The 22,238-nt window shown below is 69.7% G+C and carries 22 protein-coding genes; 13 read left to right on the top strand and 9 right to left on the bottom strand.

Going from position 1 to position 22,238, the window contains the following annotated elements; all coding sequences use genetic code 11:
- The first annotated feature begins 215 nt into the window (after nt 1-215).
- From ABT304_RS22860 to ABT304_RS22835, 6 genes are all read left to right on the top strand, one after another.
- Nucleotides 216-860 (top strand): hypothetical protein, encoded by a 645-nt coding sequence (locus ABT304_RS22860; protein ID WP_350718738.1) that lies wholly within the window; start codon nt 216-218, stop codon nt 858-860.
- Between the two features lie 80 nt (nt 861-940).
- The gene (locus tag ABT304_RS22855; RefSeq protein WP_350718736.1) at nt 941-1,582 is read left to right on the top strand and encodes a hypothetical protein; all 642 of its coding nucleotides are present in this window, start codon (nt 941-943) and stop codon (nt 1,580-1,582) included.
- A gap of 180 nt (nt 1,583-1,762) precedes the next feature.
- Nucleotides 1,763-2,980 carry a PucR family transcriptional regulator gene (locus ABT304_RS22850; protein ID WP_350718735.1) on the top strand — a complete coding sequence of 406 codons (1,218 nt, stop codon included), beginning with the start codon at nt 1,763-1,765 and terminating at the stop codon, nt 2,978-2,980.
- Between the two features lie 33 nt (nt 2,981-3,013).
- Complete coding sequence (locus ABT304_RS22845; RefSeq protein WP_350718733.1) at nt 3,014-4,006, top strand: HAD family hydrolase; 993 nt, start codon at nt 3,014-3,016, stop codon at nt 4,004-4,006.
- A 115-nt stretch (nt 4,007-4,121) separates the two neighbouring features.
- Nucleotides 4,122-5,384, top strand: coding sequence for a lytic transglycosylase domain-containing protein (locus tag ABT304_RS22840; RefSeq protein ID WP_350718732.1), 1,263 nt, complete (start codon nt 4,122-4,124; stop codon nt 5,382-5,384).
- A 207-nt stretch (nt 5,385-5,591) separates the two neighbouring features.
- Nucleotides 5,592-6,443 carry a GTP-binding protein LepA gene (locus tag ABT304_RS22835; protein ID WP_350718730.1) on the top strand — a complete coding sequence of 284 codons (852 nt, stop codon included), beginning with the start codon at nt 5,592-5,594 and terminating at the stop codon, nt 6,441-6,443.
- 4 nt (nt 6,444-6,447) lie between these two features.
- Here the strand turns inward: ABT304_RS22835 and ABT304_RS22830 are convergent, their stop codons facing one another.
- Nucleotides 6,448-8,697, bottom strand: a complete 2,250-nt coding sequence (locus tag ABT304_RS22830) for a transglycosylase domain-containing protein (protein ID WP_350718728.1) — start codon at nt 8,695-8,697, stop codon at nt 6,448-6,450.
- A gap of 148 nt (nt 8,698-8,845) precedes the next feature.
- Between ABT304_RS22830 and ABT304_RS22825 the strand changes: the two genes are divergently transcribed.
- Nucleotides 8,846-9,709 carry an MbnB/TglH/ChrH family RiPP precursor modification enzyme gene (locus ABT304_RS22825; protein WP_350718726.1) on the top strand — a complete coding sequence of 288 codons (864 nt, stop codon included), beginning with the start codon at nt 8,846-8,848 and terminating at the stop codon, nt 9,707-9,709.
- Here the strand turns inward: ABT304_RS22825 and ABT304_RS22820 are convergent.
- The 6 genes from ABT304_RS22820 to lepB (ABT304_RS22795) all read right to left on the bottom strand — a co-directional run bounded on the left by ABT304_RS22820 (nt 9,678) and on the right by lepB (ABT304_RS22795) (nt 15,686).
- Nucleotides 9,678-10,571 (bottom strand): Abi-alpha family protein, encoded by an 894-nt coding sequence (locus tag ABT304_RS22820; RefSeq protein WP_350718724.1) that lies wholly within the window; start codon nt 10,569-10,571, stop codon nt 9,678-9,680. The genes ABT304_RS22825 and ABT304_RS22820 overlap by 32 nt on opposite strands.
- Nucleotides 10,568-11,890 carry a DUF445 domain-containing protein gene (locus ABT304_RS22815; protein WP_350718722.1) on the bottom strand — a complete coding sequence of 441 codons (1,323 nt, stop codon included), beginning with the start codon at nt 11,888-11,890 and terminating at the stop codon, nt 10,568-10,570. The genes ABT304_RS22820 and ABT304_RS22815 overlap by 4 nt, the downstream gene beginning before the upstream one ends.
- 81 nt (nt 11,891-11,971) lie before the next feature.
- Nucleotides 11,972-12,874, bottom strand: coding sequence for an Abi-alpha family protein (locus ABT304_RS22810; protein ID WP_350718720.1), 903 nt, complete (start codon nt 12,872-12,874; stop codon nt 11,972-11,974).
- A 95-nt stretch (nt 12,875-12,969) separates the two neighbouring features.
- Entirely contained in the window at nt 12,970-14,289 is a 1,320-nt protein-coding gene (locus tag ABT304_RS22805) for a DUF445 domain-containing protein (protein WP_350718718.1), read from the bottom strand.
- Nucleotides 14,290-14,406: 117 nt separating this feature from the next.
- Nucleotides 14,407-14,997, bottom strand: coding sequence for a signal peptidase I (gene lepB / locus ABT304_RS22800; protein ID WP_350718716.1), 591 nt, complete (start codon nt 14,995-14,997; stop codon nt 14,407-14,409).
- Nucleotides 14,994-15,686: a signal peptidase I gene (gene lepB, locus ABT304_RS22795; protein ID WP_350718714.1), complete on the bottom strand. Its 693-nt coding sequence runs from the start codon at nt 15,684-15,686 to the stop codon at nt 14,994-14,996. Before lepB (ABT304_RS22795) ends, lepB (ABT304_RS22800) begins: the two co-directional genes overlap by 4 nt.
- Nucleotides 15,687-15,909: 223 nt before the next feature.
- Here lepB (ABT304_RS22795) and ABT304_RS22790 point away from each other — a divergent pair, with 223 nt between their 5' ends.
- From ABT304_RS22790 to ABT304_RS22765, 6 genes are all read left to right on the top strand, one after another.
- A complete protein-coding gene (locus tag ABT304_RS22790) occupies nt 15,910-16,515 on the top strand; it encodes a DUF6230 family protein (RefSeq protein ID WP_350718712.1) in 606 nt (201 codons plus the stop codon).
- Nucleotides 16,516-16,602: 87 nt separating this feature from the next.
- Nucleotides 16,603-17,106 carry a DUF6114 domain-containing protein gene (locus tag ABT304_RS22785; protein ID WP_350718710.1) on the top strand — a complete coding sequence of 168 codons (504 nt, stop codon included), beginning with the start codon at nt 16,603-16,605 and terminating at the stop codon, nt 17,104-17,106.
- A complete protein-coding gene (locus tag ABT304_RS22780) occupies nt 17,103-18,014 on the top strand; it encodes a DUF6230 family protein (protein WP_350718708.1) in 912 nt (303 codons plus the stop codon). The genes ABT304_RS22785 and ABT304_RS22780 overlap by 4 nt, the downstream gene beginning before the upstream one ends.
- Nucleotides 18,011-18,490, top strand: a complete 480-nt coding sequence (locus ABT304_RS22775) for a DUF6114 domain-containing protein (RefSeq protein WP_350718706.1) — start codon at nt 18,011-18,013, stop codon at nt 18,488-18,490. The genes ABT304_RS22780 and ABT304_RS22775 overlap by 4 nt, the downstream gene beginning before the upstream one ends.
- A 5-nt stretch (nt 18,491-18,495) precedes the next feature.
- On the top strand, nt 18,496-19,488 hold the full coding sequence (locus ABT304_RS22770) for a hypothetical protein (protein WP_350718704.1): 993 nt from the start codon (nt 18,496-18,498) through the stop codon (nt 19,486-19,488).
- Nucleotides 19,489-19,514: 26 nt separating this feature from the next.
- Complete coding sequence (locus ABT304_RS22765) at nt 19,515-20,243, top strand: DUF6230 family protein (protein ID WP_350718702.1); 729 nt, start codon at nt 19,515-19,517, stop codon at nt 20,241-20,243.
- A gap of 325 nt (nt 20,244-20,568) precedes the next feature.
- Here the strand turns inward: ABT304_RS22765 and ABT304_RS22760 are convergent, their stop codons facing one another.
- Nucleotides 20,569-21,003: a heat shock protein transcriptional repressor HspR gene (locus tag ABT304_RS22760; RefSeq protein WP_160026614.1), complete on the bottom strand. Its 435-nt coding sequence runs from the start codon at nt 21,001-21,003 to the stop codon at nt 20,569-20,571.
- Nucleotides 21,003-22,193, bottom strand: coding sequence for a DnaJ C-terminal domain-containing protein (locus ABT304_RS22755; protein WP_350718700.1), 1,191 nt, complete (start codon nt 22,191-22,193; stop codon nt 21,003-21,005). The genes ABT304_RS22760 and ABT304_RS22755 overlap by 1 nt, the downstream gene beginning before the upstream one ends.
- Nucleotides 22,194-22,238: the final 45 nt, after the last annotated feature.

Genomic DNA, 22,238 nt, shown 5'->3' with positions numbered 1-22,238 from the left:
CAAGGCGGGCTCGGAAACGTCGGAACCGGCCCCCGGACTTGTCATGCCCATGACAAGTCTCGGGCCGGCGTCTGCATCGGATGTCGCGTACGCGACATCGTGGCGCCCCATTTCGTGGTTTCGGGTAGCTGGCCGTCGACAGCCGGATTCGCCACGCGGGTGAATGAGCCCGACGGAGGCAACCAGTCTCCATCGCCATGAAAGGACGACCTTCGATGAAGAAGAAGCTTCTCCTTGTAGGTGCGGCAGCCGCCGCCCTCACCCTCGCCGCGCCGGCGATGGCCAGCGCAGCCCCTCCCTACACCGTCGCCGTAGGCGGCAGCACGGCCACAGGCAACCACGCCTTCACCGCCACCGCTGTCGGCGGCATCACCTTCTCCGTCCCGCTCAACACGATGGTCTGCACCTCGGCCGGCGCCAGCGGTTCCATCCACAGCGGGACCGGGAAGAGCGGGCTCGCCCCCGACCATCTCGCGACCATCTCGTCGACGACCTGGAGTGGCTGCACCGAGCAGTTCGGTACCCCGCTGACGGTCACCCACAGCGGCGCCTGGAAGCTCGAGACCAACGACACGTCGGTGACCGCCGCCGCCACTGACCAGGTCGACGGCTGGATCAGCGGCATCAGCGCACGAGTCACCGACTCCACCGGTCTCTGCGACTTCACGGTCACCGGGTCCGCCGACGGTCACTTCGACGAGGCGACACAGCGGCTGGTCGTCGACGAGACGGGCGACGGGTCCCTATCGGTGACGGCGGTCGTCTCCGACTGCCTCGGATCGATCTCGGTCGGCGATCCGGCTTCGTTCAACGGCACCTACAACGTCTCCGTTCCGAACGGCGCCGTCAACGTCAGCTGAGGCCGGTAAGCGAGAGCGGTGCGTCCGAGCGGCGCACCGCTGTCGCGTCTCCCCGTTCCACCATCCCGAAGGATCTCGTCATGTCTCTCTCAACACTCACGAAACGCCGGCTCGGTCTGCTCGCCGTCCCGGCCGCAGCGACGCTGCTCGCCGTCGCCACGGCCGCACCCGCCCACGCCGCACCTCTCGACATCCTCTACGACGCCAACGGCACCACCGTCGTCGCCTCGACCGGGTCGCAGATCCCGGTCGGCCCGGCCGTCCTGGACACCACGCTGGAGACCACGACCGGCGCGTTCACCGGCTCGCTCACGCTTCCCGGCGCCAGCACCGAGTTCAAGGCGGCGGGGTTCATCCCGATGAGCGCCGACGTCAGCTTCGAGGAGGCCGCCCCCACCACCGGCACGCTCAAGCCCCACCCCGAAGGCGGCGGCAGCTATGTCGAGGCCACCTCCTACTACAACGTACGTCTCACCAACATCAAGGTCGTCGGCTTCCCGACCTTCTCCGGCCCGTTCTGCCGCACCGTCGAGCCGGTGGCCATCCCCGTGGCCACGCCGGAGGGTGAGCGGTTCGGGGTCTTCACCGGTGGGCGGCTCACCGGGACGTACTCGATCGGCGACTTCCAGAACTGCGGCCTCAACACCTGGCTGGTCAATGCCCTCGTTCCCGGCGACGGGAACACCATCGAGCTCAACCTCACCAATCCGCGCCAGGGCTGAGCTCTCCCTCCCCGAGTCCGCCGGGTGGCCGCACGGCCCCCGGCGGGCTCTGCCCATCCGGCCACCCAACGGCACAGGCGTACCGAATTTCGGGGGCACGCCAAGCAAAGACGTGCCATGGTGGTCGATACCTTCTCGGGCATGTTGGACGAAGGAGTTTGACGTGCGACGGAGCACTAGATGACGCAGACCCACCAGCCCCCCGGACTTCCCGGTTCCGCCGTGTGGATGCTGAAGAGCCTCGAGGGCGAGGTGCGGCCGATCGCGCGCAAGATCACCGGCCACCTGCGCGAGGGGCTCCCGGCCGAGACCGAGGGCTTCGAGGAGCTCATCTTCACCGCTGTGCACGGCGCGATGTCGCACTTCATCGACCTGGGCCTCGGGCGTTCGGCGCCCTACATCGCGATCGACGACCATTTCCGCAAGGTCGGCTTCAAGGTCGCCGCGCTGGGCCAGGACCGGGCCATCGTCGACCAGGGCATCCACATGGCCACCACCGAGCTCTGGGACGAGCTGCGCCGCCGGGCGGTCGAGAACGAGCTCTCCGCCGCGGCGCTGAACGCGCTCAACGAGATGATGACGTCGTACGTCGAGCACCTGACCTCGCAGGTCGGCAAGGGCTTCGAGGCCGGCACCGAGGCGCGAGACCAGGACAACGACGTCGCCCGGGCACGGCTGATCGACCGGATGCTGTCGGGGGCCTCCGCCGACGAGATCGAGGGGCAGGCGGCGCTGGGCGACTGGGCGCTGCCCGAGAAGGTGACCGTGATGGCGGTCGAGCTCCGTGACGGAGACCGGATCCCCTCCGACGCCCTCTCGGCCACCGCCCTCACCCGCCGCCGCGAGCCGACCCAGGTGGTGATGTGCCCTCCTCACGACACCGAGTCGGTGACCAAGCAGGTGCGGGCGGCGGCCCCCAAAGCACGGGTCTCGGTCTGCTGGCCGGTGCCACCCGGGGACGTACCCGCCGCCTGGCGTTGGGCCAACCGCGCCCTGGCGCTGGTCAACGCCCGGGTGATCCCGGCCAAGCCGGTCATCGACTGCCTCGCCCACCGCACCGAGATCTGGCTCCACGCCGAGCCGGTGATGCGCCGCCAGCTCGCCCAGGAGCTGCTCGAGCCGTTGCTGGCCGAGTCGGCCAACTCCCGCGAGATCCTCACCGAGACCCTCTTGGTCTGGCTCGAGACCCGGGAGAGCGCGCCGGCGATCGCGGCGGTCCTCGGTGTGCACCCGCAGACCATCCGCTACCGCTGGAAGCGGATCAACGAGCTCTTCGGGGAGTCCCTGCGCGACCCCGAGTTCGTCACTCAGCTCCTGCTGCTGCTGAAGGCGAGCGTGCCGCTGTGGGTCGCCGGCGACCAGAGCGACTTCGACCGCTACCAGCAGCAGACCGGCTGACCTGGGTCGCTCATGGTGGAAGTGATCGTTCTCGTGGCTGGTGCTGTCGCTGCGTACGTCCTGGGGTTGGTGTTCCCACACGTCGTCGCGGGCTGGGCCGGGCGACGGCGCGGGATCGAGTCGGTGCCGCGGTCCTCGTGGGCGGTCGCTGCCCGGGTCGACACGGTGGTGCTCGACCGGTGGGGAACGGTGACCACCGGTCGCCTCGTGGTGAACACCGTCGACCCGCTCGATCCCGACCATCTGCGCAATCTGCGCTGGTTCGCGGGAGCCTTGGAGCACGAGGCCGAGGGCCCGCTCGCCCGTGCGGTCGCCCGGCTCTCGCCGCGGGGCAACGTCACCGGCTTCGGTGTCGTTCCCGGATCGGGGGTGCAGGGGTCGGTGGACCGGCATCCCGTACGCGTCGGGCGGCCCTCCTGGCTCGGCATGGCCGAGCGCACCGACCGCGGCACCGTCCTCGGCGTCGAGCTCGACGGGCGGCCGCTGGGCTATCTCGTGGTCGGCGACCAGCCGCGCGAGGACGCGGGCGCGTCGGTGTCACGGCTGACGGCGGCGGGAGTGACGCCGGTGCTGGTCTCCGACGACGGCTCCCGCGAGACCGAGGAGCTGGCCGAGACCTGCGGGATCGAGCGATGGCATCCCGAGATCGCCCCCGAGAAGCGGGAGCGGCTCGTCGCCGAACTGCAGGAGCAGGGGCGGGTGGTCGCCTTCGTGAGCGCTCGCCCGGAGGACGCCGAGGCCCAGGCGGTGGCCGACCTGGCCGTGGGCGGGGGCTCAGGCGTACGGCTGACCGATCTCGACGTGCGGCGCGTCCCCGAGCTGGTCGCGCTCGCGCGCGGGGTCGTCCTGGGTCGTCGCTGGGCCGGGCCCGTCGCGCTGGTGCCGGCGGTGGTCGGGGCGGTGCTGACGATCCTGGGCGCCGGCTCGATCCTGCTCGCCGCGGGGTGCGCGCTGCTCTGCCTGGTGACCGCGGCAGCGGCCGGGACGATCGCGGTGACGAGGTCCGGAAACTTGTCACGTGCGTGAGTAGTTTCCGGGATTCTCGGCCCGGATCGCACTCAGCTCGTTGTGGCGGGGCTCACATGATGGCTGGATCGGTGACATCGACCCACCCCCGCCCGACCCGAGGATGTGACCGAGGATGACCCCACGACCCGGTCTGCTGCTCAAGGCAGCGGCGCTGCCGGTTGCCGCCGCCACCGCCGCCTGGACGATCCATGCGATCCAGGAGGGCCGGCCCGTCGACGCCGCGGCCAGCGTGCGTCACGTGCCGGTCGAGGTGCCCACCCAGGAGCTGCTGCCGCCGGTGAGCGTCTCCGCGGTCAAGCCCATCCCCCAGGTCAGCCCCACCCTCGCGGCCAAGCCCGCCGGTTTCGCCGCCCAGGCCGCCGCCGGAGTCATCCCCGAGACCGCGCTCTCCGCCTACCAGCGGGCCGCGACGGTGCTCGCCGACGCCGACCCGGGCTGTCGCCTCGACTGGTCGCTGATCGCCGCCATCGGACGGGTCGAGTCCGACCACGGCCGCGCCGGGGGTAACACGCTGTCCGCTTCCGGGGTCGCGACACCGGGGATCTTCGGCGTACCTCTCACCGGGGCCGGCGCGACCGCGCGCATCCTCGACACCGACGGCGGCACCTACGACCGCGACCTCGTCTACGACCGGGCGGTCGGGCCGATGCAGTTCATCCCGTCGACCTGGTCCGACGTCGGGGTCGACGCCGACGGCGACGGGCGCCGCGACCCGCAGGACGTCGACGACGCCGCGCTCGCCGCCGCGGTCTACCTCTGCTCCGGCTCCGCCGACCTGTCCACCGACTCCGGGCAGCGCTCGGCGGTGCTGCGCTACAACCACAGCGAGGCGTACGTCTCGGCGGTCCTGCAGATCGCCGCCGGCTATCGGCTCGGGACCTTCGAGGCACCGACCGACGTCGTCCTGCCGGCCGCGCAGATCCCGGTCACCTCCGCCTCCGACCTCGAGCCGCTCTCCGGCGCCACGCCCAGCGCCCAGCCGCCCCGGCGCTCAGGCGGCTCGCCATCGGGCGGGACGGACACCGGTACGCCCGGCGGTGGCTCGACCACGCCCTCGTCGCCCTCGCCGTCGGGCTCTCCCGGCGATGACGGATCCGTCGTCCCGTCGCCCACGTCGGGCCCGGATCCGACCGGCTCCCCCACGGAGTCACCCACCGAGACACCCACCGAGACACCCACGGAGACACCCACCGAGACACCCACGGAGACACCCACGGAGACGCCGACCGAGACCCCCACGGTGGATCCGACTCCGACCGAGACCCCGACCGAGACCCCGACCGAAGCTCCGACAGAGACGCCCACCGAGACTCCGGCCGCGACCGAGTCGGCCGGCGAGTCCACCGGCGCGGAGGCCACAGCGAGCACGTCCTGAGAGTCGGACCCCCCCAGACGTGTTGGCCTCGGCACCTCCGCCCGCGCACCCGTCTCGACCACCGCCCTCCCCCGCTGGTCGAGCCGCCGGAGCCCCGGCGAACGTGTCGAGGCCAACACCCCTCGGTTACGTTAAATCGCGTTACAACGCCGCCCGGTGCGGGCACACTGGACACGCTGCTTGACTCCCCCACCAGGAGCCGCCTCGATGCCGACCGATACCGAACGTCTCGTTGCTCATGTCACGCGCCTCGGTGAGGAGCACCCACCGATCCCGATGGACTCGGTCGACTTCACCGTGAACGACCCGGCCGGCTTCGGCGCCCGCTTCGGCCATGTGCTCGACTACATGGCGCGGGTCGAGCTCGAGGTCGACCGCAACGTACTCGAGATCTCGACCATGCTCCCCAACCCACCCGAGGTCGACAAGCAGTTCTACGCCGAGGTGTGGCAGCCGCAGGAGATCCAGCACGGACTGATCCTCGACCGGCTCCAGCAGATCCTCGGGCGCCCGCCGGCGACCACCGACCTCGACCACGTCGGCCTGAAGCTGAAGGTGCTCGGCCTGCTGGCTCACCTGGAGCCGTTCCAGGACGTCTGCCGAATGCTCTACTACCTGACCGGCATGGCCACCGAACGCTCCGCGGTGATCGCCTACAACCTGCTCCACGACGGAGTCATCGAGACCGGCGAGCACGCCGTCGCCGAGACCGTCATCGCGCCGATCAAGCGCCAGGAGCCGGGCCACTACGCCTTCTACCAGCTCTCCGCCCGCGCCCACTGGGCCACGCTCGCCGCCTGGCAGAAGTGGCTGGTCAGGCGCCTGCGCCGGATCTCCTTCGCCCCCGTCGGGGTCAACAACGTCACCCAGCTCGCCGACTTCGGCGACGTCATGGAGACCCTCGGCGTCGACCACGAGGGCCGTGACCTCGCCGCCGACGTGGCCAGGGTCGAGCAGGAGCTCCTCTGGGCCCGCGACCGCGGCCTCCCCGTCCCCGACTACGTCACCCGGGCCTTCCGCGAGGCCGTCGAAGCAGCTCGGGTGCGCGCGGCTGCCTGAATGCTCACCCGCGCCACTTCGACACGAGCATCTCGACCGTCGCGCCCTTGATCGCCCGGCTTCCCGGAACCGTGCCGACGACCGTGCCCGCCTTCCAGCGCGACTTCACCCGCTTGCCGACGACCGGCTTGAACCCGGCCGCCTTGAGCCGGGCGGTGGCCCGGGCGACGGAGAGCCCCTCGACCTTCGGAATCTTGACGCCCTTGCCGTTGACGACGCTGGCGCCGGGGCGTACGAAGCCGGCCGAGCCCAGCTTGCCGTCGATCGCCCGCATCGCGTCGGCCCACATCGGCCCGGCGACGGTCGAGCCCGACGCCGAGGCGACGTAGCCGCCGCGCAGGCGCTGGCCGTTGAGGGAGACCCATTTGCCCTCGTAGTTGGCACCGGCGATCATCGAGGCGGTCGCCAGCTTGGGCGTGTAGCCGTTGAACCACACCGCGCGGTTGCTGTTGGTCGTCCCGGTCTTGCCGGCCGACGGCACGCTCAGCGCGAGCTTCTGCCCGAACCCGCCCGGCTGCAGCACGCCCCGGAGGATGTCGTTCATCGCATCGGCCGTGCCGGTGCGCATCACCTGCTCGCACGAGGCCGCGTACTCCTTCAGCGTCTTCCCGTCCGGGCCGACGATCTCGGTCACCGGCCGCGAGTCGCAGTGCTTGCCACGGGCACCGAAGGTCGCGTACGCCTCGGCCATCTCGAGCGGGCTGACATCGACCGGGCCGAGGGTGAAGGACGGCACCCGCTCGTGGGCGGGATCGGTCAGGCTGACGCCCATCTTCTTCGCGAGCGTGTAGGGGGCGCAGACGCCGGTGAACTGCTCGAGCCGGACGTAGAAGGTGTTCACCGACTCGCGGGTGCCGGTGTAGAGGTTCTTGTTGCCCGAGGTGGTCGAGTTGCCGACCGGGTAGGGGTTGGGGTTGAAGTTGCCCTCGCCGGGGCAGTTGGCGAAGGACGCCTGGTTGAAGGTCCGCTTGGGCGGCGACGGGATCTCCTGCCGCAGCGGGAAGCCCTTCTCGATCGCCGCGGCGCCGACGAAGACCTTGAAGGTCGAGCCTGCCTGGAAGCCGTTGGCGTCGCCGTACTCCTTCGGCACCAGGTAGTTCAGGTAGGACTCGCCCTTCTTCCGGTTCTCGCCCATCGGCCGCGACTGCGCGAGCGCCTTGACGTTGCCCGTGCCGGGCTCGACCATCGCCAGGGCGCCGACCGCGTTGTCGGTGGGCGAGACGCGGCCGCTCACCGACCGCTGCGCCGCCTTCTGGAAGCTCGCGTCCAGGGTCGTCCTGATGGTCAGACCGCCGGTCTGGAGCAGCCGCCAGCGCTCGGCCTCGGTCTCGCCCAGCGACTTGTCGGCGAGCAGCCACCGCAGCGCGTAGTCGCAGAAGAACTCCGCCGAGGATCCGAAGCAGCCGTTGCGGCTGTCCTGGACGTTGAGGCCGAGCTCGGTCTCCTTGAGCTTCTCGGCGTCGGCACGCGGCAGGTCGCCGACCTGGGCCAGCCGCTCGAGCACCAGGTTGCGGCGCGCCAGGGTGGCGTCCGGGTAGTCGGTCGGGTCGTAGCCGGTCGGGTTCTTCACCATGCCGGCCAGCATCGAGGCCTGCCCCCAGGTCAGGTCGGCCGCGTCGACGCCGAAGTAGTGCTTCGCGGCCGCCTGGACGCCGTAGGCGGAGTCACCGAAGTAGGCCGCGTTGAGGTAGCGCTCGAGGATCCAGTCCTTGTCGTGGTTCTCCTCGAGCCAGATCGCGTAGCGGAGCTCGCGGATCTTGCGGGCCGTGGACTTCTCGGTCGCGGCGGCCCGCTCCTCGTCGGTGTCGGCTCCGTAGACGAGAGTCGTCTTGACCAGCTGCTGGGTGATCGACGAGCCACCCTGCACCGAGCCCGACTCGGAGGCCGAGTTGCGCAGCAGCGCCCGCAACGTGCCCTTGAGGTCCATCGCGCCGTGCTCGTAGAAGCGGCTGTCCTCGATCGCGAGCAGCGCCTTCGGCATGTTCGGCGAGATCTCGTCGAGCGCCTTGTAGGACCGGTTCTGGTCGTAGAGGGTGGTGATCACCTTTCCGTGCACGTCCAGGATGCGGGTCGTCTGCGACAGCTCGCCCATGTCGATGTCGAGGGGCAGATCGTCGATCGCCTGGGCGCCGGACTTGGCCGCGACGCCGGTCAGGTGGATGAACGGAACCGCCATGCCGGATGCGACCAGCCCCGTCACCGCGGCGACGCCGATGAATGCCGCGAACCGCATCGCGACGCGGTGGAGCGGCATGGAACGAACGACTTTGCGCGCCAAGATGGGGGCTCCTACCCGGGCCTCGAGCCAGGACCGGCGAGGGTTGCTGAACGATTGGAGAACAGGTGTTCAGAATACCGGAAGGCCCCACAACGATCGCGTTCGATCCGCCACACTTCTCCCTGTGAACCCCTCGGTCTCCGGAGTCGCCGTGGCATGGCGTCCCGCGATCGCCCAGCTCCTCCAGACGTACGCCACCTCCGGCCGTCTCGGGTTCACCGAGGTGGTCGCGGAGAACACCGCGCCGGAGCAGGTCCCGCAGGCTGTCCGGGATCTCGGCGTCCCGGTCATCGCCCACGGGGTCACCCTCGGCCTGGCCGGCGCCGACCGCCCCGCGGAGGCCCGCCTCACCCGGCTGGCCGAGCTCGCCGAGGTCGTCGAGAGCCCGTTCGTCTCCGAGCACGTCGCGTTCGTGCGGGCGAGCGACTCCCCCGACCCATTGCACGGCGACGTCCTGGAAGCAGGCCATCTGCTGCCGCCGCCACGCACGAAGGACTCGCTCGACGTGCTGGTCGACAACGTCCGGATCGCGCAGGGCCAGCTGCCGGTGCCGCTGGCGGTCGAGAACATCGCGGCCACCTTCACCTGGCCCGAGGACACCATCAGCGAGCCCGACTTCCTCACCGAGCTCGTCGAGCGCACCGGCGTACGTCTCGTCCTCGATGTCGCCAACCTCTACGCCTCCGCGGTCGCCCGCGGCTCCGACCCTGTCGCCGACCTGGCCCGCTTCCCGCTCGACGCGGTCGCCTACATGCACGTCGCCGGCGGCACCGAGCGCGAGGGCGTCTACATCGACACCCACGCCCACCCGATGCCGACGCCGGTGCTGTCGCTGCTCGCGACCGCGGTCGAGGCGTACGCCGGGCGACGGCTCCCCGGGATCATGCTCGAGCGCGACGCCGATGTGTCGCCGCAGACCGTCGACCCCGAGTTCACGAGGCTCGCCGAGGCGATCCCTACGCCTTCGGCAGGTCCGCCCCACCCGTGACCGGAGCCTGATGCTCCGGGAAGACGGACTCGGCCGAGACCTCGTCCACCAGCGTCGTGCGGCCGAAGGCCTCGCCGAACGGCGTCAGGTGCACCGATCGGCGCACGATCTTGGCGAACTTCACCGAGTGCAGCGCCCCGAGCACGTCGGGCTGGGCCTCGAGGACCTGGTACTCCAACGGGTCGGGCAGCGGCTCCTTGGAGAACCACACCAGCCCGAGCCGGAACAGGTTGTTGAGGTAGGCCGGCACCCGGTCCGGATAGCGCACACCGCTGCGCCCGGCGATCATGTTGAGACCGGGCGCGATCATGGTGCTGCCGACGAGGCCCGCCGGCCCACCGGTGCGAATGTCCACCGAGGGCTGAGGCCCGGCGTGAAGCAGGTAGAGCAGCATCCGCGCCTCGTCGGGCGCGAGCTCGTCGAGGATCCGGGCGTACGCCGGGTGGCCCTGCTCATCGGCCCAGACGTCGCGGGACCGGTCGAGCAGCTCAGCCCCTCGCCGGCGCAGCACCGGCAGGGAGTCCTCGGACGCCTCGGCCTCCCGCGTGCGAGCGAGCACGACATCGCGGCCGGCGGCCTCGTAGTCGGCGTCGGAGAGCTCCATCACCTGGTTCGAGTTGGGCAGCATGATCCGGGCAGCGGTGCCGGCGACGATGCCCACGGCCTCGGCCGTCTCCCGCACCAGCCCCACGCGTACGTCCTGGTCGACCATCGCCCGGGCGACCCGGATCCCGGCGCGGCCGGAGGTGCGCAGCCCCCACCCGGCCGTGTGCCAGGCAGCCCCCGCGGCCACCCTCGCCAGACCGGGTGCGGTGCCGGCCACGGCGGAGGCGGTCGGGATGACCTTGCCCAAGAGGCTCATGTCGGAAAGATTAGAAGGTGAAGGAAGCCGCCCGCGAGTCCCATGATCGCGCCGTGGGCGTAGAGCATCCATTCGTCCTCCTTGATCGCTGACCTCATCATGTCCACGAAGTCGCCGGGCGGGAGCTCCTTGGTGCGCCGCGCGACCAGGTCACGGATCTTGTCCGCCTGGTGACGGCTGAAGCCGGGATCGCGGAACGGAACCAGCGTACGATCCGCCGCCTCGTTGGCGACCGATGTGCTGATCCGGTCGAACCGCTCCGAGCCGAGCGCTATCCGGACCGCACCCCGGTAGGGCCCGGCCGCCCGGTCCACCGCGGGCATCAGCGCGTTGATCAGCAGCTTGCGGGTGGCGTCGCCGCGGGGGCCGTCGAGCAGGAAGTCGCCGATCCGCTCGAGCGTGATCACGTCGGTGGCGATGATGTCGGCGTAGACCTCCGCGGCCTGCTCCTGGCGGCGCGGGAAGAGACCCTGCACCTTGATCCCCAGGACGCGTCGCGGCTCGGCGGGCTCGAAGATCAGCCACATGCCGAGCAGGTTGGTCACCCAGCCGACGACCACCCCGAGGACGGGAAGCAGCCACCACACGTGGAAGGTCTGGTCGATCAGCGCGACCGGGATGCCGAGCAGGAAGCCGAAGATGAACCCGAAGGCGACCATCAGGTTGAGCTCGCGCTGCCCGAAGTCACGGAAGATCCTGACCACCAGGGCGGGGTTCTTGCGGAAGTGGTCGATGACCATCAGCTTCGGGTCGAGCAGCTGGTCGATGTGTACGCCGATGTCGTCGGTGACCTTGTGCACGATCGAGGGGAGCTGCGCCTGCACCCGGACGGCGATCGCGTCCTTGACCGGCCGCGGCAGGTCGCGCCAGAGCCGCGGGTGCTCACGCATCATGATCTGGTCGACCAGCTCGGGCACCTCCGGCCGGAAGGTCTCCACGATGTGCGTGGCGATCTCCGAGGGGCCGAGCTGCTGGTAGAAGTCGCTGGGTGTGCCGAGCTTGGCGATCGCCTTGTCGACGGCGATCGAGCCCATCTTCGCGGCGCGTGCGGGGATGATGCCCTGCCAGCCGATCCCGCCCTGGGCGAAGCCCGGGACCTCCTGCAGCTTGTGCGGCAGCACCCGGGTCAGCTCGCGCAGCCCGGGCACCTGGAACCCCTTGAAGGAGAGCGGGGAGAAGAGCATGTAGAGGCCCGACCAGTTGATCAGCCAGCCGATCACTCCGGTGAAGATCGGGATGGTGATCAGCGAGAGCCAGTGGACGTGGGCAGCCCAGTCCTCCAGCCAGCTGACCAGCGAGTCCTGCCACTCCGGCGACATCCGAGCTCCTTCCGCCAGAGTTCCAGACCGTCAGTATGCGTACCCTACCCACAGGCGAACGCAAACACCCTGAAGCGTCTGCTATTCGGTTGACGCCTCCGTCGCCGCTCCCGGCGGGATCTCATGGCTCGGCAGCCGGTCGAGATCCTCGACGTCGGCGAAGCAGGCCCGGGCGAAGTCCTGCCCGAACGGGGTCAGGTGGATCGAGCGCCGCTTGATCCGGGCACCGCCCTTGGCGTGAAGAGCCGCGAGTACGTCGGGTTGCGCCTCGACCACCTGGTAGCGGATCAGCTCGCTGACCGGATCCTCGGACTGCCAGACCAGGCCGAGCCGGGTCAGGTTGTTGAGGTACTGCGGCACCAGCGACGGGTAGCGCACGCTGGCCTGCGCTCCGATCATGGTCAGTCCCCGGGCGATCGTCCGAGCCCCTCGCAGATGACCGATCAGGCCGCCCTCGACCACGTCGACGGCCGGCTGCGGGCCGCCCTTGAGCATCAGCACCAGGATGCGGGCCTCGTCGGGGGCCAGCTCGTCGAGGATGCTGACGAAGGCCGGGTGGCGCTCGTTCTCGTCCCATACGTCGCGCGAGCGGCGCAACAGCTCCTCGCCGGTACGCCGCAGCCGGTCGGGCTCCGCCCCCGGGGCGACTCCGTTGACCCGCGCGGCACGACCTTCCATCGCCGCCCTCGCGCTCTCGGCGGCCGGCAGCGCGAACCGCTCCAGCAGACCCGTGACCGGGTTGCCGGTGGCGACCCGCTTCGCGAGCGCGGTCACCTGGCGGGCGTTGGTCGCCACGTCCTCGGTGAGCCGGACCGCCTCGTCGGGATCGACGACCGCCTTCGCGACCCGCCCCACCCCTCGGGCGTACGTCCTCAGCCCCCAGCCCGCGGTGTGGGCGACCGTGACCGCGGAGATCCTGAGCAGGCCCGGGAGGACCTCCATGGCATCGTCGACGAGACCGCCGCTCGGGGCCGGCGTGGGCATGCGGTGCATCCCCTCCCGACCGTCGACGAGCTCTTCGGGCGGCTCGATCGAGCGTGGTCGACGTGCCTCTGGCTCGGTGTTGATGTGGAGGGCACTCACAACACGTTCCACCATTCGAAGACCGCCACGTGCAGAAACCCGCCCGCCAGCCCCATGATCGCCCCGTGGGCGTAGAGCAGCCACTCGTCCTCCTTGATCGCGGCTCTCATCATCTCAACGAAGGTCTTCGGAGGCAGCGCCCTGCACCGGTCGGCGATCAGCCGGCGGATGTTGCACGACTGCTGCTGGCTGAAGGCGGCGTCGCGCAGCGGGGTGAGCGTGTAGTCGACGGCCTGCTCGGCGACCGAGGACCGGATCGCGTCGAACCTCCTGGTCCCGACCGCGACCCGGACCGCTCCGTGGGCCGGCCCGACCGCGGCGTTGACCGCCGGCTCGAGGGCCGCGGCGAGCATCTGCCGGGTGCGGTCGCCGGACGGTCCGTTGAGGAGGTGCTCGCCGATGTGCTCGAGCGTGATCACGTCCTTGGCGATGTGCTTGCCGTAGACGTCCGAGGCCTGCCACTGCCGCCGGGCGAAGAGCGCCTGGATCTTGAACGGACCGATCCGCCGGGGCTCGGCGGGCTCGAAGATGAGCAGCATGCCGAGCAGGTTGGTCGTCCAGCCGACCAGCACACCGAGGATCGGCAGCAGCCACCAGATATGGAAGGCCTGGTCGACGACGGCGACCGGGATGCCGAGCAGGAAGCCGAAGATCGCCCCGAAGACGACCATCATCCGCAGCTCGCGGGCCCCGAAGTCCTTGAAGATCCGCACGATGATCGAGGGATCCTTCTCGAAGTTCTCGATCACCATGATCTTCGGGTCGAAGATCTGGTCGATGTGGTTGCCGATCTCGACAGTCACGTCACCGACCACTTCCGGGAGCCGGTCCTGGACTCGCTGGATCACGACCGTACGCAGCGGGCGCGGCAGGTCGCGCCAGAACCGGGGATGCTCACGCCACATGATCTCGTCGACGAGCAGCGGGATCTCCGGACGGAAGACGTCGACGATGTGGGCGGCGATCTTGTCCGGCTCGAGCTGCTCGTAGAAGTCGCGGGCGGTCGCCATCTGCGACAGCGCCCGGTCGACGGCGATCGAGCCCATCTTCGCGGCCCGCGCCGGCACGATCCCCTGCCACCCGAGCCCGCCACGCAGGATGCCCGGGATCTCCTGGACCTTGCGCGGCAGCGAGCCGGCGATCTGCTTGAGCCCCGGCACCGTGATCCCGTGGAAATGGATCGGGGAGAAGAGCATCCACAGCCCCGACCAGTTGATGAGCCAGCCGATCACGGCGGTGAAGATCGGGACCGACCAGAACTCGAACCAGTTGAACTCGCCTAGCAGGGTCAACCCCGCCGAAATGGTGTTAGACACAAGACCTGACCTTCATTTCCTCATCCACGAGACCGCCCCAGGTTCAAGCGGTGTCGTGGCCTCCCTGGCGCGAAGGCTAGTCCACCGTTTGACAACTTGGGGCAAAATGTCCACCGATCACTCAGTTATCGATCCAAAGATCGAGCCTGGTTCGACGGGAGCGAGTCGTACGTCCCGGGTGATCATCCCGTTCCGACGCAGGGGGAGCATTCGGAAGACCACCCTGCCATGGACGGCGTCGGCATCGACGAAACCGAAGCTGCGCGAGTCGGTGGAGGCGTTCCAGTTGTCGCCGAGAAGCCAGTAGGTGTCCTCGGGGACCGTCAGCCATTCCAGCTCGGCACCAGCCTCGGCGGACCAGGCCGGATTCTCGACGACATAGGTCTCCCCCTCCCCCGCGGGGCGGACCAGCACCCGCGCATCGCCGGAGACAGAGACCCGGTCACCGGGCATCCCGATCACCCGCTTGAGGATCTGGGTGCCGCCACCGGACACAGCGCTCGGAGCGTCCGCCTCGACGACGTCGAAACGCTCGATCTCGTCCTGTGTCCAGAACTCGAGGAGCATCCGGTCGCCGTCGTGCAGCGTCGGCTCCATGCTCGTCCCGTCGACGGTGACCGAGAAGGCGAGCGCGGCGACGACCAGGACCAGCGCGACGAAGGCCGCGACCCCGGCACCGACACCGCTCGCCGCGAGCAGCTTCCTCACGGCCGTACGTCCAGCCCGGCGACGGGCACGGCCACCTCGACCAGCTCGACGCCACCGTCGCCGAACCCACCGAACGCGCCGGCCGGGAGCAACCGCAGCCAGGCCTTGCCCGAGAGGTCCGCCAGCGGCAGGAAGCCGAACCCGCGGGAGTCGGTCGAGCCGCCCCAGTTGTCCCCGAGGACCCACAGCGAGTCGCCCGGGACGGTCACCCAGACCCCGGACGCGGCATCGTCGTCGTACGTCCCGTCCGGCTCGCAGCACATGCCGACCTGGGCCCCGATCCTCGTCGGCCAGGCGGGGTTGTCGACCCGGTAGACGTCGGCGGACCCGGCGGGGCTTACATAGACGGCCGGCTCCTCGCCGCCGACGATCGCGACCCGGTCGCCGGGCATTCCGATCACCCGCTTGACCACCTGCGCCCCACCGCCGAAGCGCTCCGGTCCCGGCTCGGCGCCCTGGACCAGGTCGAAGCGCTCGATGTCGTCGTTGTGCAACGGGTCGAGCAGGATCCGCTCACCCGAGACCATCGTCGGCTCCATGCTGCGTCCCTTGACCGTGAAGGAGCCGAAGAGCGCGGCGACGACCACCGCCATCACCAGCAGGAACGCCACCAGCGCGACCCACCCGACGACCACTCCGGCGGCGCCACGTTCGTCGGCGAAACGAACGCTTCGAGGTCCTCCTGACACAACCAGACTCTCTTTCGGGCAGGTCGACGACAGCGAAGCCAAACCCACGCAGGGATCGCCACACTTCGTAGACATTTAGGGACAAAATGTCCAGATTTGCTTGACCGTAGCACGTGGCGCCCGTCACAGTCTGTGATGCCGCCCCGGGTATTAGGGCCCACGGGCGGCGCACTTTTCTCGGGTTCATCAGCCCGTGAGGGACGGGTTCAACGAGGGAGCACATATGAACAAGATGGGGCATACCAGTCTCGGCCGCTTCGCGGCCGTGACGCTGCCGGCGGCGGTCGTCTCCGCCGGCATGGGGTACGCGATGCTGTCCGGCATGGTCGGAGCGGTCATCTCGTCCACCGGTGGTTTCGACATGAGCACGAGCCTCACCGCCGACGCGCTGAAGATGCGCACCGGCGCCACTGAGATCGGCTCTGCCGGCAACAACCAGGGCACGATCTACGCCCAGACCGAGGGCTCCGTCGCCAACGGGCTCAACGTCGTGACACCCGAGGTCGAGGTGCTCCCGGGCCTGAGCCTCAACCTGGGGATCACCTCGACCGACTCGGCGATCAACCTCGGCGACGTGGCGTTGAACGCGGCCTCGCTCAACACACCGAGCGGCGCCACGATGGCCAACGTCACCCTGGGCCAGTCGCAGGCCGACGCCGGGTTCGACCCGGGCGGCCCCGGCTACGTGGCGGACGGTTTCGCACTCCAGGCCGCGCAGAGCGCCGGCCAGAGCGGCCAGCAGGTGCTGAACAACCTGTCGGCGAAGGCGTACGCGGTTCAGCTGAGCTCGCTGAGCCTCGACAACCTGTCGATCACGCTCAACCCGTAGCACTCCACCTCATCAGCCCGCAGTAGTTGGCGGGCGTTCCGGAGCGCCCGCCAACACCTTCTGCCCCAGCCCCCGCCGGAGAACCCCATGCCTGACAAGACGCCCGTCGAACCCGACGCACCCACCGTGAGCACCTCAGCCGCCGTCCCCATCCCGCGCGGCTTCAAGGGCTTCCGGCGCACCCGCCCCTTCTGGGGGAGCCTGATCCTGCTGTGGTCGTCGTGGATGATCGGGTCCTCGATGCTCTCCAAGCAGCTCGACTTCACGATCTTCGCAGCCTTCGGCGACAGGACCCTGCCGCCGGTGCTGATCTCGTTCGCCATGGCCGCCGCCGCGCTGATCGCGATGTTCATGCCCGCGCAGCGGACGTTCCCCGGGATCGTCTCGGTCGCGCTCGCCATCGCGGCCCTCCCGCTGGCCAACCTCGGCGGCCTGATCATCGGCACCGTCGCCGGCGTCACCGGTGGCGCCCTGATCGTCGCCTGGACCCCCTACACCGACAAGCAGCTGGCCAAGATGGCCGAGAAGGACGCCCGCAAGCGCGCTCGCAAGGCGGCGGGCAAGCCGGCCCGGAGCGGAGCGGTCGCATGAGCCCTCGCGCCCGCCGCTTCGAGCGGCCCGAACCCTGGGGCGAGGAGTCCGGCGTGCTCGGCGCGTGGGGCCGGCTCACCGGCCGCATCTACCGCGCCACGTACACCGCCGTCGACCGCGCCGTGGAGCAGTCGGCACAGATGAAGGCGGATGCGGAGTCCGTACGTCGCGGCAGCCGCAAGCGCTCGCTGCCGCTGATGATCGTCGGGAGCGCCGCTCTCGTGGCCATGTTCGGCGCGGTCTCGCAGAACGCTCTGGCGGTGAACTTCACCACCGGGAACGCCAAGTTCAAGCTCTACTCCAACTACCTCGACGCCGAGCACGCCGCGGGCTATCTCGCCCCCACCAGCCGCCAGGGGGCCACGGACTGTGATCCCGATGTCGCCGACGTACAGACCCAGTGCGGCGTCACCGAGCTCGGCATCCACCAGGCCAAGCTCGCCGGCCTGTGCGGGATCGCCACCGAGAACATCCCGCTCGTCGGGAGCTACTCGCTGATGATCACCGCCGGTGACGACATCCCGGACAGCTACAGCGGCAGCACGATCCCGACGGGCACCACCACCGACCCGAGCACGGGCAAGCTCACCGACGGCAGCCTCGGCAACGCGATCTCGGCGACCAACCTCTTCATCAACGCCGACGCGCTCAGCGGCTACGGCAACAAGATCTCCGGCATGAACCTCGGCCAGTCGGCCGAGACCGTCGGCGACTCCGCCGGTCTCGCCTTCGAGGGCAACGCCAACCAGCTGCCCAAAGCCGGTGCCTTCGGTCTCTACGCCCGCCAGCTCAACGTGGCCGGCCTCAACGGAAACAGCTACGGGCTCAACCTCAAGGGCAACATCACCCTGCCGAAGCTGAGCCTCAGGGTCGTCCCCGGGGCCAAGACACAGGCAGACTGCTCATGACCGAATCCACCACCCGGTCGTTGACGGACGACCTCGGCTTCTCCACCGACTCCCGAGCGGAGAACGTACGCCGCAAACGGTTCGGCGCGTTCCTCACAGCGGCCCGATCGTGGTTCCGCGCGTGGCGGCGTACCCGACCCTTCTGGGGTGCGCTGTGGCTCATCGTGGCCGGCGCCTGGATCATCTACTGGATGTCGTTCGACATCGGCATCGCGCTGACCGGCGGCTGGTCGTACTCCGCCGGCTACGTCATGGGCGGAGCGCTGATCATGTTCGGGCTGGTCACCTGGCTGGCGCCGCACTACAAGTCGCTCTCGGGGATCGTCGCGTTCCTGATCGCGCTCGGTGCGTTCCCGACCGCCAACCTGGGCGGCTTCGTCCTCGGCTCCGTCCTCGGCATCATCGGCGGCTCGATGATCTGGTCCTGGGGCGAGAAGAAGCCGCGGCCGTCCAAGCGCGTCACCTCCGGCGGCTGACCGCCGTGTCCCACCAGCTCACCGTCGGCAAGCAACGCCTCGTCGTCGTCACCGCGATCGCGCTCCTCATCATGTCCTCGGCACTGTGGCCCTCACCCGACGACCGGGCCGCGGCGAACAGCCAGAACAACAGCTATCAGCCGTTCCAGTGCGACCAGCCGGGCAGCAGCAACCCGCAGCAGCGGCGGCAGGTCGTACCGCTCAAGAACAGCGGCGACAACGGCGCCTTCCAGAGCCGCCTCTTCGGGACCCGGATGTTCCCCTGCCTGTCCGGGACGCGGTGGATCCTGACCGCGGGCGAGCCGAACGGAAGCAGCACCACCAACGTGGCCGCCGACGTGCGTGGCATCTACACCAACAGCAGCGACGGCAATTGCGACAGCAACAAGGGCTTCACCTACTACTACGCCGCCACCGGCTCGATGTGCCTGTTCCAGATCGCCTTCAGCGACCTGGTCTTCCGCAACAACGTCGCCTCCTTCGGCGCTCCGGTGCTCTCCGCACGGTCGACGACGACGCCCGCCCCCAGCGCGAAGGTGGCGCACACCCTCCGGATCGCCCCGGACGGCCCGTTCACCGTCGGCGGGCCGGGCGTGAAGACGAACCTGCTCACCACCGGCGACTCCTGGGTGGCGATCCCGTGGAGAACGGTCACCAACCTGGCCGGCCTCCTGATCATCGCCGCCGGCCTGACCACGACCTCGCAGAAGAACACCATCTGCACCGCCGGCTGGAACGGTGACTCGTGCCGGTTGAAGATCCGCACGCTCGCCGGCGACGGCACCGGCGGCTGGAACGACCTCGTCACCGCGATCCTCAGTGGCCTCGCGGCCGGCGGTGACTACAACATCCTGGCGGCGAACCTGGAGTTCTACTACCTGTTCACCCACGACAACAACGCGGGCAACGACCCGTACGTCTATCCCCCGGGCGGCACCACGAACCCGCTCAACTCGATCCAGCTCCCCCACACGACGATCACGGTGACCGCGGGATGATCACGTACGGCACACGATGGCGACGCATGGTCGCGGCGACGACGGTCGGCTTCGGCCTGCTCGCCGGGATGGTCGCGACGATGGGGTCCTCCGCGTCCGCGGTCTTCAGCCCCACGCTGACGATCAACAACGGCAGCTCGACGTTCTCCTCGACCAACATCCACGCGGCCGACGCCGCCTTCGGCACCTCGCTGGTGCAGACCCAGGCGGCCGCCAGCAGCGGTGGCGACTGGACGCCGGTCCTGCGTGCCGGCTTCGCGAGCGCGACAATGAACGGCTTCTGCCTCTCCCGGGTGGAGGAGGTCGGGATGCTCGGCAGCTACACGATCCGGCTCACCTCCGGGGACGACGACCCGACGACCAACGAGATCAACGCCCAGATGGCCGTCTTCGACATCACCCAGCTCCGTGCCGCGGCCGCCCCGGGCATCAACCTGCAGGGCGTCGCCCAGATCGGGCTGGCCTCCACCGACCTGACCACCAACCCGGGAAGCGCTCCGTACGCCGCCAACCCGATGGGCCTGCCCCAGGCGTTCGACCCGAGCTGGTACCAGGCCAGCGGCAACGGCGGCCACAACAACGGCCAGGGCTTCACCGGCATCGACGCGACCGTCGCCGACCTCAACTCCGTCTACGGCGACGTCTGGCAGGCCCAGATCGAGGGCAAGGTGACCTTGCCGAACCTGGAGATCGAGCTGCTTCCGGGCAACCGGTCCTGCAAGGCGGCGGCGCAGGCCGGGACGTTCCCGAACTGAACTTTCGCTCGCCGACCGCCCCGGAATGTGTAGATCTCGACACGCGGGTCGCGGCTTCGCAAGCTCAGCCGCGCCGCTGCTCGATCTCGTCTCGCTAACGAGCTCGCTCCTGCGTCGCGATCTCGTGGCTCGCTTGAAATTGGAAGGACCCGGCGGGTCCGTCTCGGGTCGGCTCCACCGGGTCCGCCACAAGTGCCCCGACCATATGGGGGTTGGTCCGACACCCGTGGCTTACTCCTCAGTATGCGGGTGTCGAACCCACATCGGTTTTACCCGAAATCCACAACTCGCCAACAAATCTATCGAGCGATCAGTTAGTACTGTGCTAACCCTGCTGGCGCCGCCAGACCACGATCGCCTGTCCTGGCGGGGCCTGACGAACCGCAGGAAGCCTGCTGGTGGGACCCTTCGGCTCGGGCGCCGCCGCCCTCGCCTGGGCGAGCGCCTCGCGGGTCGCGGCCAGCTCGTGCAGCAGCTCCTCGTTGCGTCGGCGCAGGGCGTCGACGTGCTGCTCGAGAGCGAGGATGCGACGCACGCCCTCGATGCCGATACCGGCCGCGGTGAGGTCCGCGATCGAGCGCAGCAGCTCGATGTCGTGGAAGGAGTAGCGCCGCCCGCCGCCCCCGGTGCGACCGGGGGTGATCAGGCCCATCCGCTCATAGGTACGCAGCGTCTGCGGGTGCAGCCCGGTCAGCTCCGCGGCGACGCTGATCACGTAGACCGCGGCATCCGGCGCCGGGCTGCCGAATCCGTCGCTCATCATGACTCCTCGAGAAGAGACGTACGCAGGGGCTTGCCGGCCATCGCGGCCCGATAGGCCTCGACGGCGGCCTTGGCATCGGCGTCGAGCACGGCCGGGATCTGCACCTCGACGGTCGCGAGCAGGTCGCCCACGGTGCCGTCCGAGCGGCGGAACCCCTTGCCGCGGACCCGGAACGTGCGTCCGTTGGGGGTCCCCGCGGGGATCCGCAGCGTCACCGGCGAGCCGGACAGCGTCGGCAGCTTGGCCTCGGCGCCGAGAGCCAGCTCGTCGAACCCGACCGGCACGTCGATGGTGAGGTTGTCGTCCTTGCGGCCGAAGACGCGGTGGGGCGTGACGTGCACGGTGACGTAGAGGTCACCGGCCGGGCCACCGTTCTCACCGGCGGCACCCTTGCCCTTGAGCCGGATCCGCTGACGGTCCTTGACGCCGGCCGGGATGCGCGCCTGGATGGTGCGCGCGGAGGTGCCGCGACCGGAGCCGTGGCAGGTCGGGCACGCCTCGTCGTAGATCAGCTGGCGGCCACCGCAGCGCGGGCAGGTCTCGTTCATCGAGAACGCGCCGCCGACGGAGTTGACGACGTAGCCCGCGCCCTCGCACTCGGGGCAGACCCGCGGCTTGGTGCCGGGCTTGCCACCGGTGCCGTTGCAGTCGGGACAGGCGGCGTCGGAGGTCAGCCGCAGCGAGATGGTCACCCCGTCGAGCGCGTCGGTGAACCCGATCGTGGCACTCGTCTCGACGTCGGCACCCTTGATCGGCCGAGCCCTCGGGGTCGTACGCCGCCCACCGAAGCCTCCACCGCCGCCGGCACCGCCGAAGAGGTCGCCGAACATGTCACCGAGGCCACCGCCCTGGGCGCCACCGCCCCCGAAGAGGTCGTCGAAGTTGTAGCCGCGGCCGCCACCGGTGCCGCCGAAGCCGCCCGGGAACCCGCCCGAGGCGCCGAGGGTCCGAACCTCGTCGTACTTCTTGCGCTTCTCGGCGTCGCCGATGACGTCGTAGGCCTCGGCCACCTTCTTGAACTTCTCGTGCTTGGCGTCGTCGCCAGGGTTGGAGTCGGGGTGGTTGGCCCGCGCGAGCTTGCGATAGGCCTTCTTGATGTCGTCGCCCGAGGCGTCCTTCTTGACACCCAGCTCGGCGTAGTAGTCCTTGTTGATCCAGTCCGGCCGGATCCCGTCGTTCTCAGCCACCTAGCCCCTCCTCCCTTCTTCTCGGCGACCGAGGCTGTCGATCTC

The organism is Nocardioides sp. NPDC000445, assembly GCF_040300245.1.
Classification (GTDB): domain Bacteria; phylum Actinomycetota; class Actinomycetes; order Propionibacteriales; family Nocardioidaceae; genus Nocardioides.
Note: the sequence above shows the minus strand (reverse complement) of the source record. Positions and strands in the feature narration are given on the sequence as shown.

Coding starts and splice junctions, on each gene's coding strand:
- ABT304_RS22860 (WP_350718738.1), top strand. CDS start 216: ATGAAGAAGAAGCTTCTCCTTGTAGGTGCGGCAGCCGCCGCCCTCACC.
- ABT304_RS22855 (WP_350718736.1), top strand. CDS start 941: ATGTCTCTCTCAACACTCACGAAACGCCGGCTCGGTCTGCTCGCCGTC.
- ABT304_RS22850 (WP_350718735.1), top strand. CDS start 1,763: ATGACGCAGACCCACCAGCCCCCCGGACTTCCCGGTTCCGCCGTGTGG.
- ABT304_RS22840 (WP_350718732.1), top strand. CDS start 4,122: ATGACCCCACGACCCGGTCTGCTGCTCAAGGCAGCGGCGCTGCCGGTT.
- ABT304_RS22835 (WP_350718730.1), top strand. CDS start 5,592: ATGCCGACCGATACCGAACGTCTCGTTGCTCATGTCACGCGCCTCGGT.
- ABT304_RS22830 (WP_350718728.1), bottom strand. CDS start 8,697: ATGCCGCTCCACCGCGTCGCGATGCGGTTCGCGGCATTCATCGGCGTC.
- ABT304_RS22820 (WP_350718724.1), bottom strand. CDS start 10,571: ATGAGCCTCTTGGGCAAGGTCATCCCGACCGCCTCCGCCGTGGCCGGC.
- ABT304_RS22815 (WP_350718722.1), bottom strand. CDS start 11,890: ATGTCGCCGGAGTGGCAGGACTCGCTGGTCAGCTGGCTGGAGGACTGG.
- ABT304_RS22810 (WP_350718720.1), bottom strand. CDS start 12,874: ATGCCCACGCCGGCCCCGAGCGGCGGTCTCGTCGACGATGCCATGGAG.
- ABT304_RS22790 (WP_350718712.1), top strand. CDS start 15,910: ATGAACAAGATGGGGCATACCAGTCTCGGCCGCTTCGCGGCCGTGACG.
- ABT304_RS22785 (WP_350718710.1), top strand. CDS start 16,603: ATGCCTGACAAGACGCCCGTCGAACCCGACGCACCCACCGTGAGCACC.
- ABT304_RS22780 (WP_350718708.1), top strand. CDS start 17,103: ATGAGCCCTCGCGCCCGCCGCTTCGAGCGGCCCGAACCCTGGGGCGAG.
- ABT304_RS22775 (WP_350718706.1), top strand. CDS start 18,011: ATGACCGAATCCACCACCCGGTCGTTGACGGACGACCTCGGCTTCTCC.
- ABT304_RS22765 (WP_350718702.1), top strand. CDS start 19,515: ATGGTCGCGGCGACGACGGTCGGCTTCGGCCTGCTCGCCGGGATGGTC.
- ABT304_RS22760 (WP_160026614.1), bottom strand. CDS start 21,003: ATGAGCGACGGATTCGGCAGCCCGGCGCCGGATGCCGCGGTCTACGTG.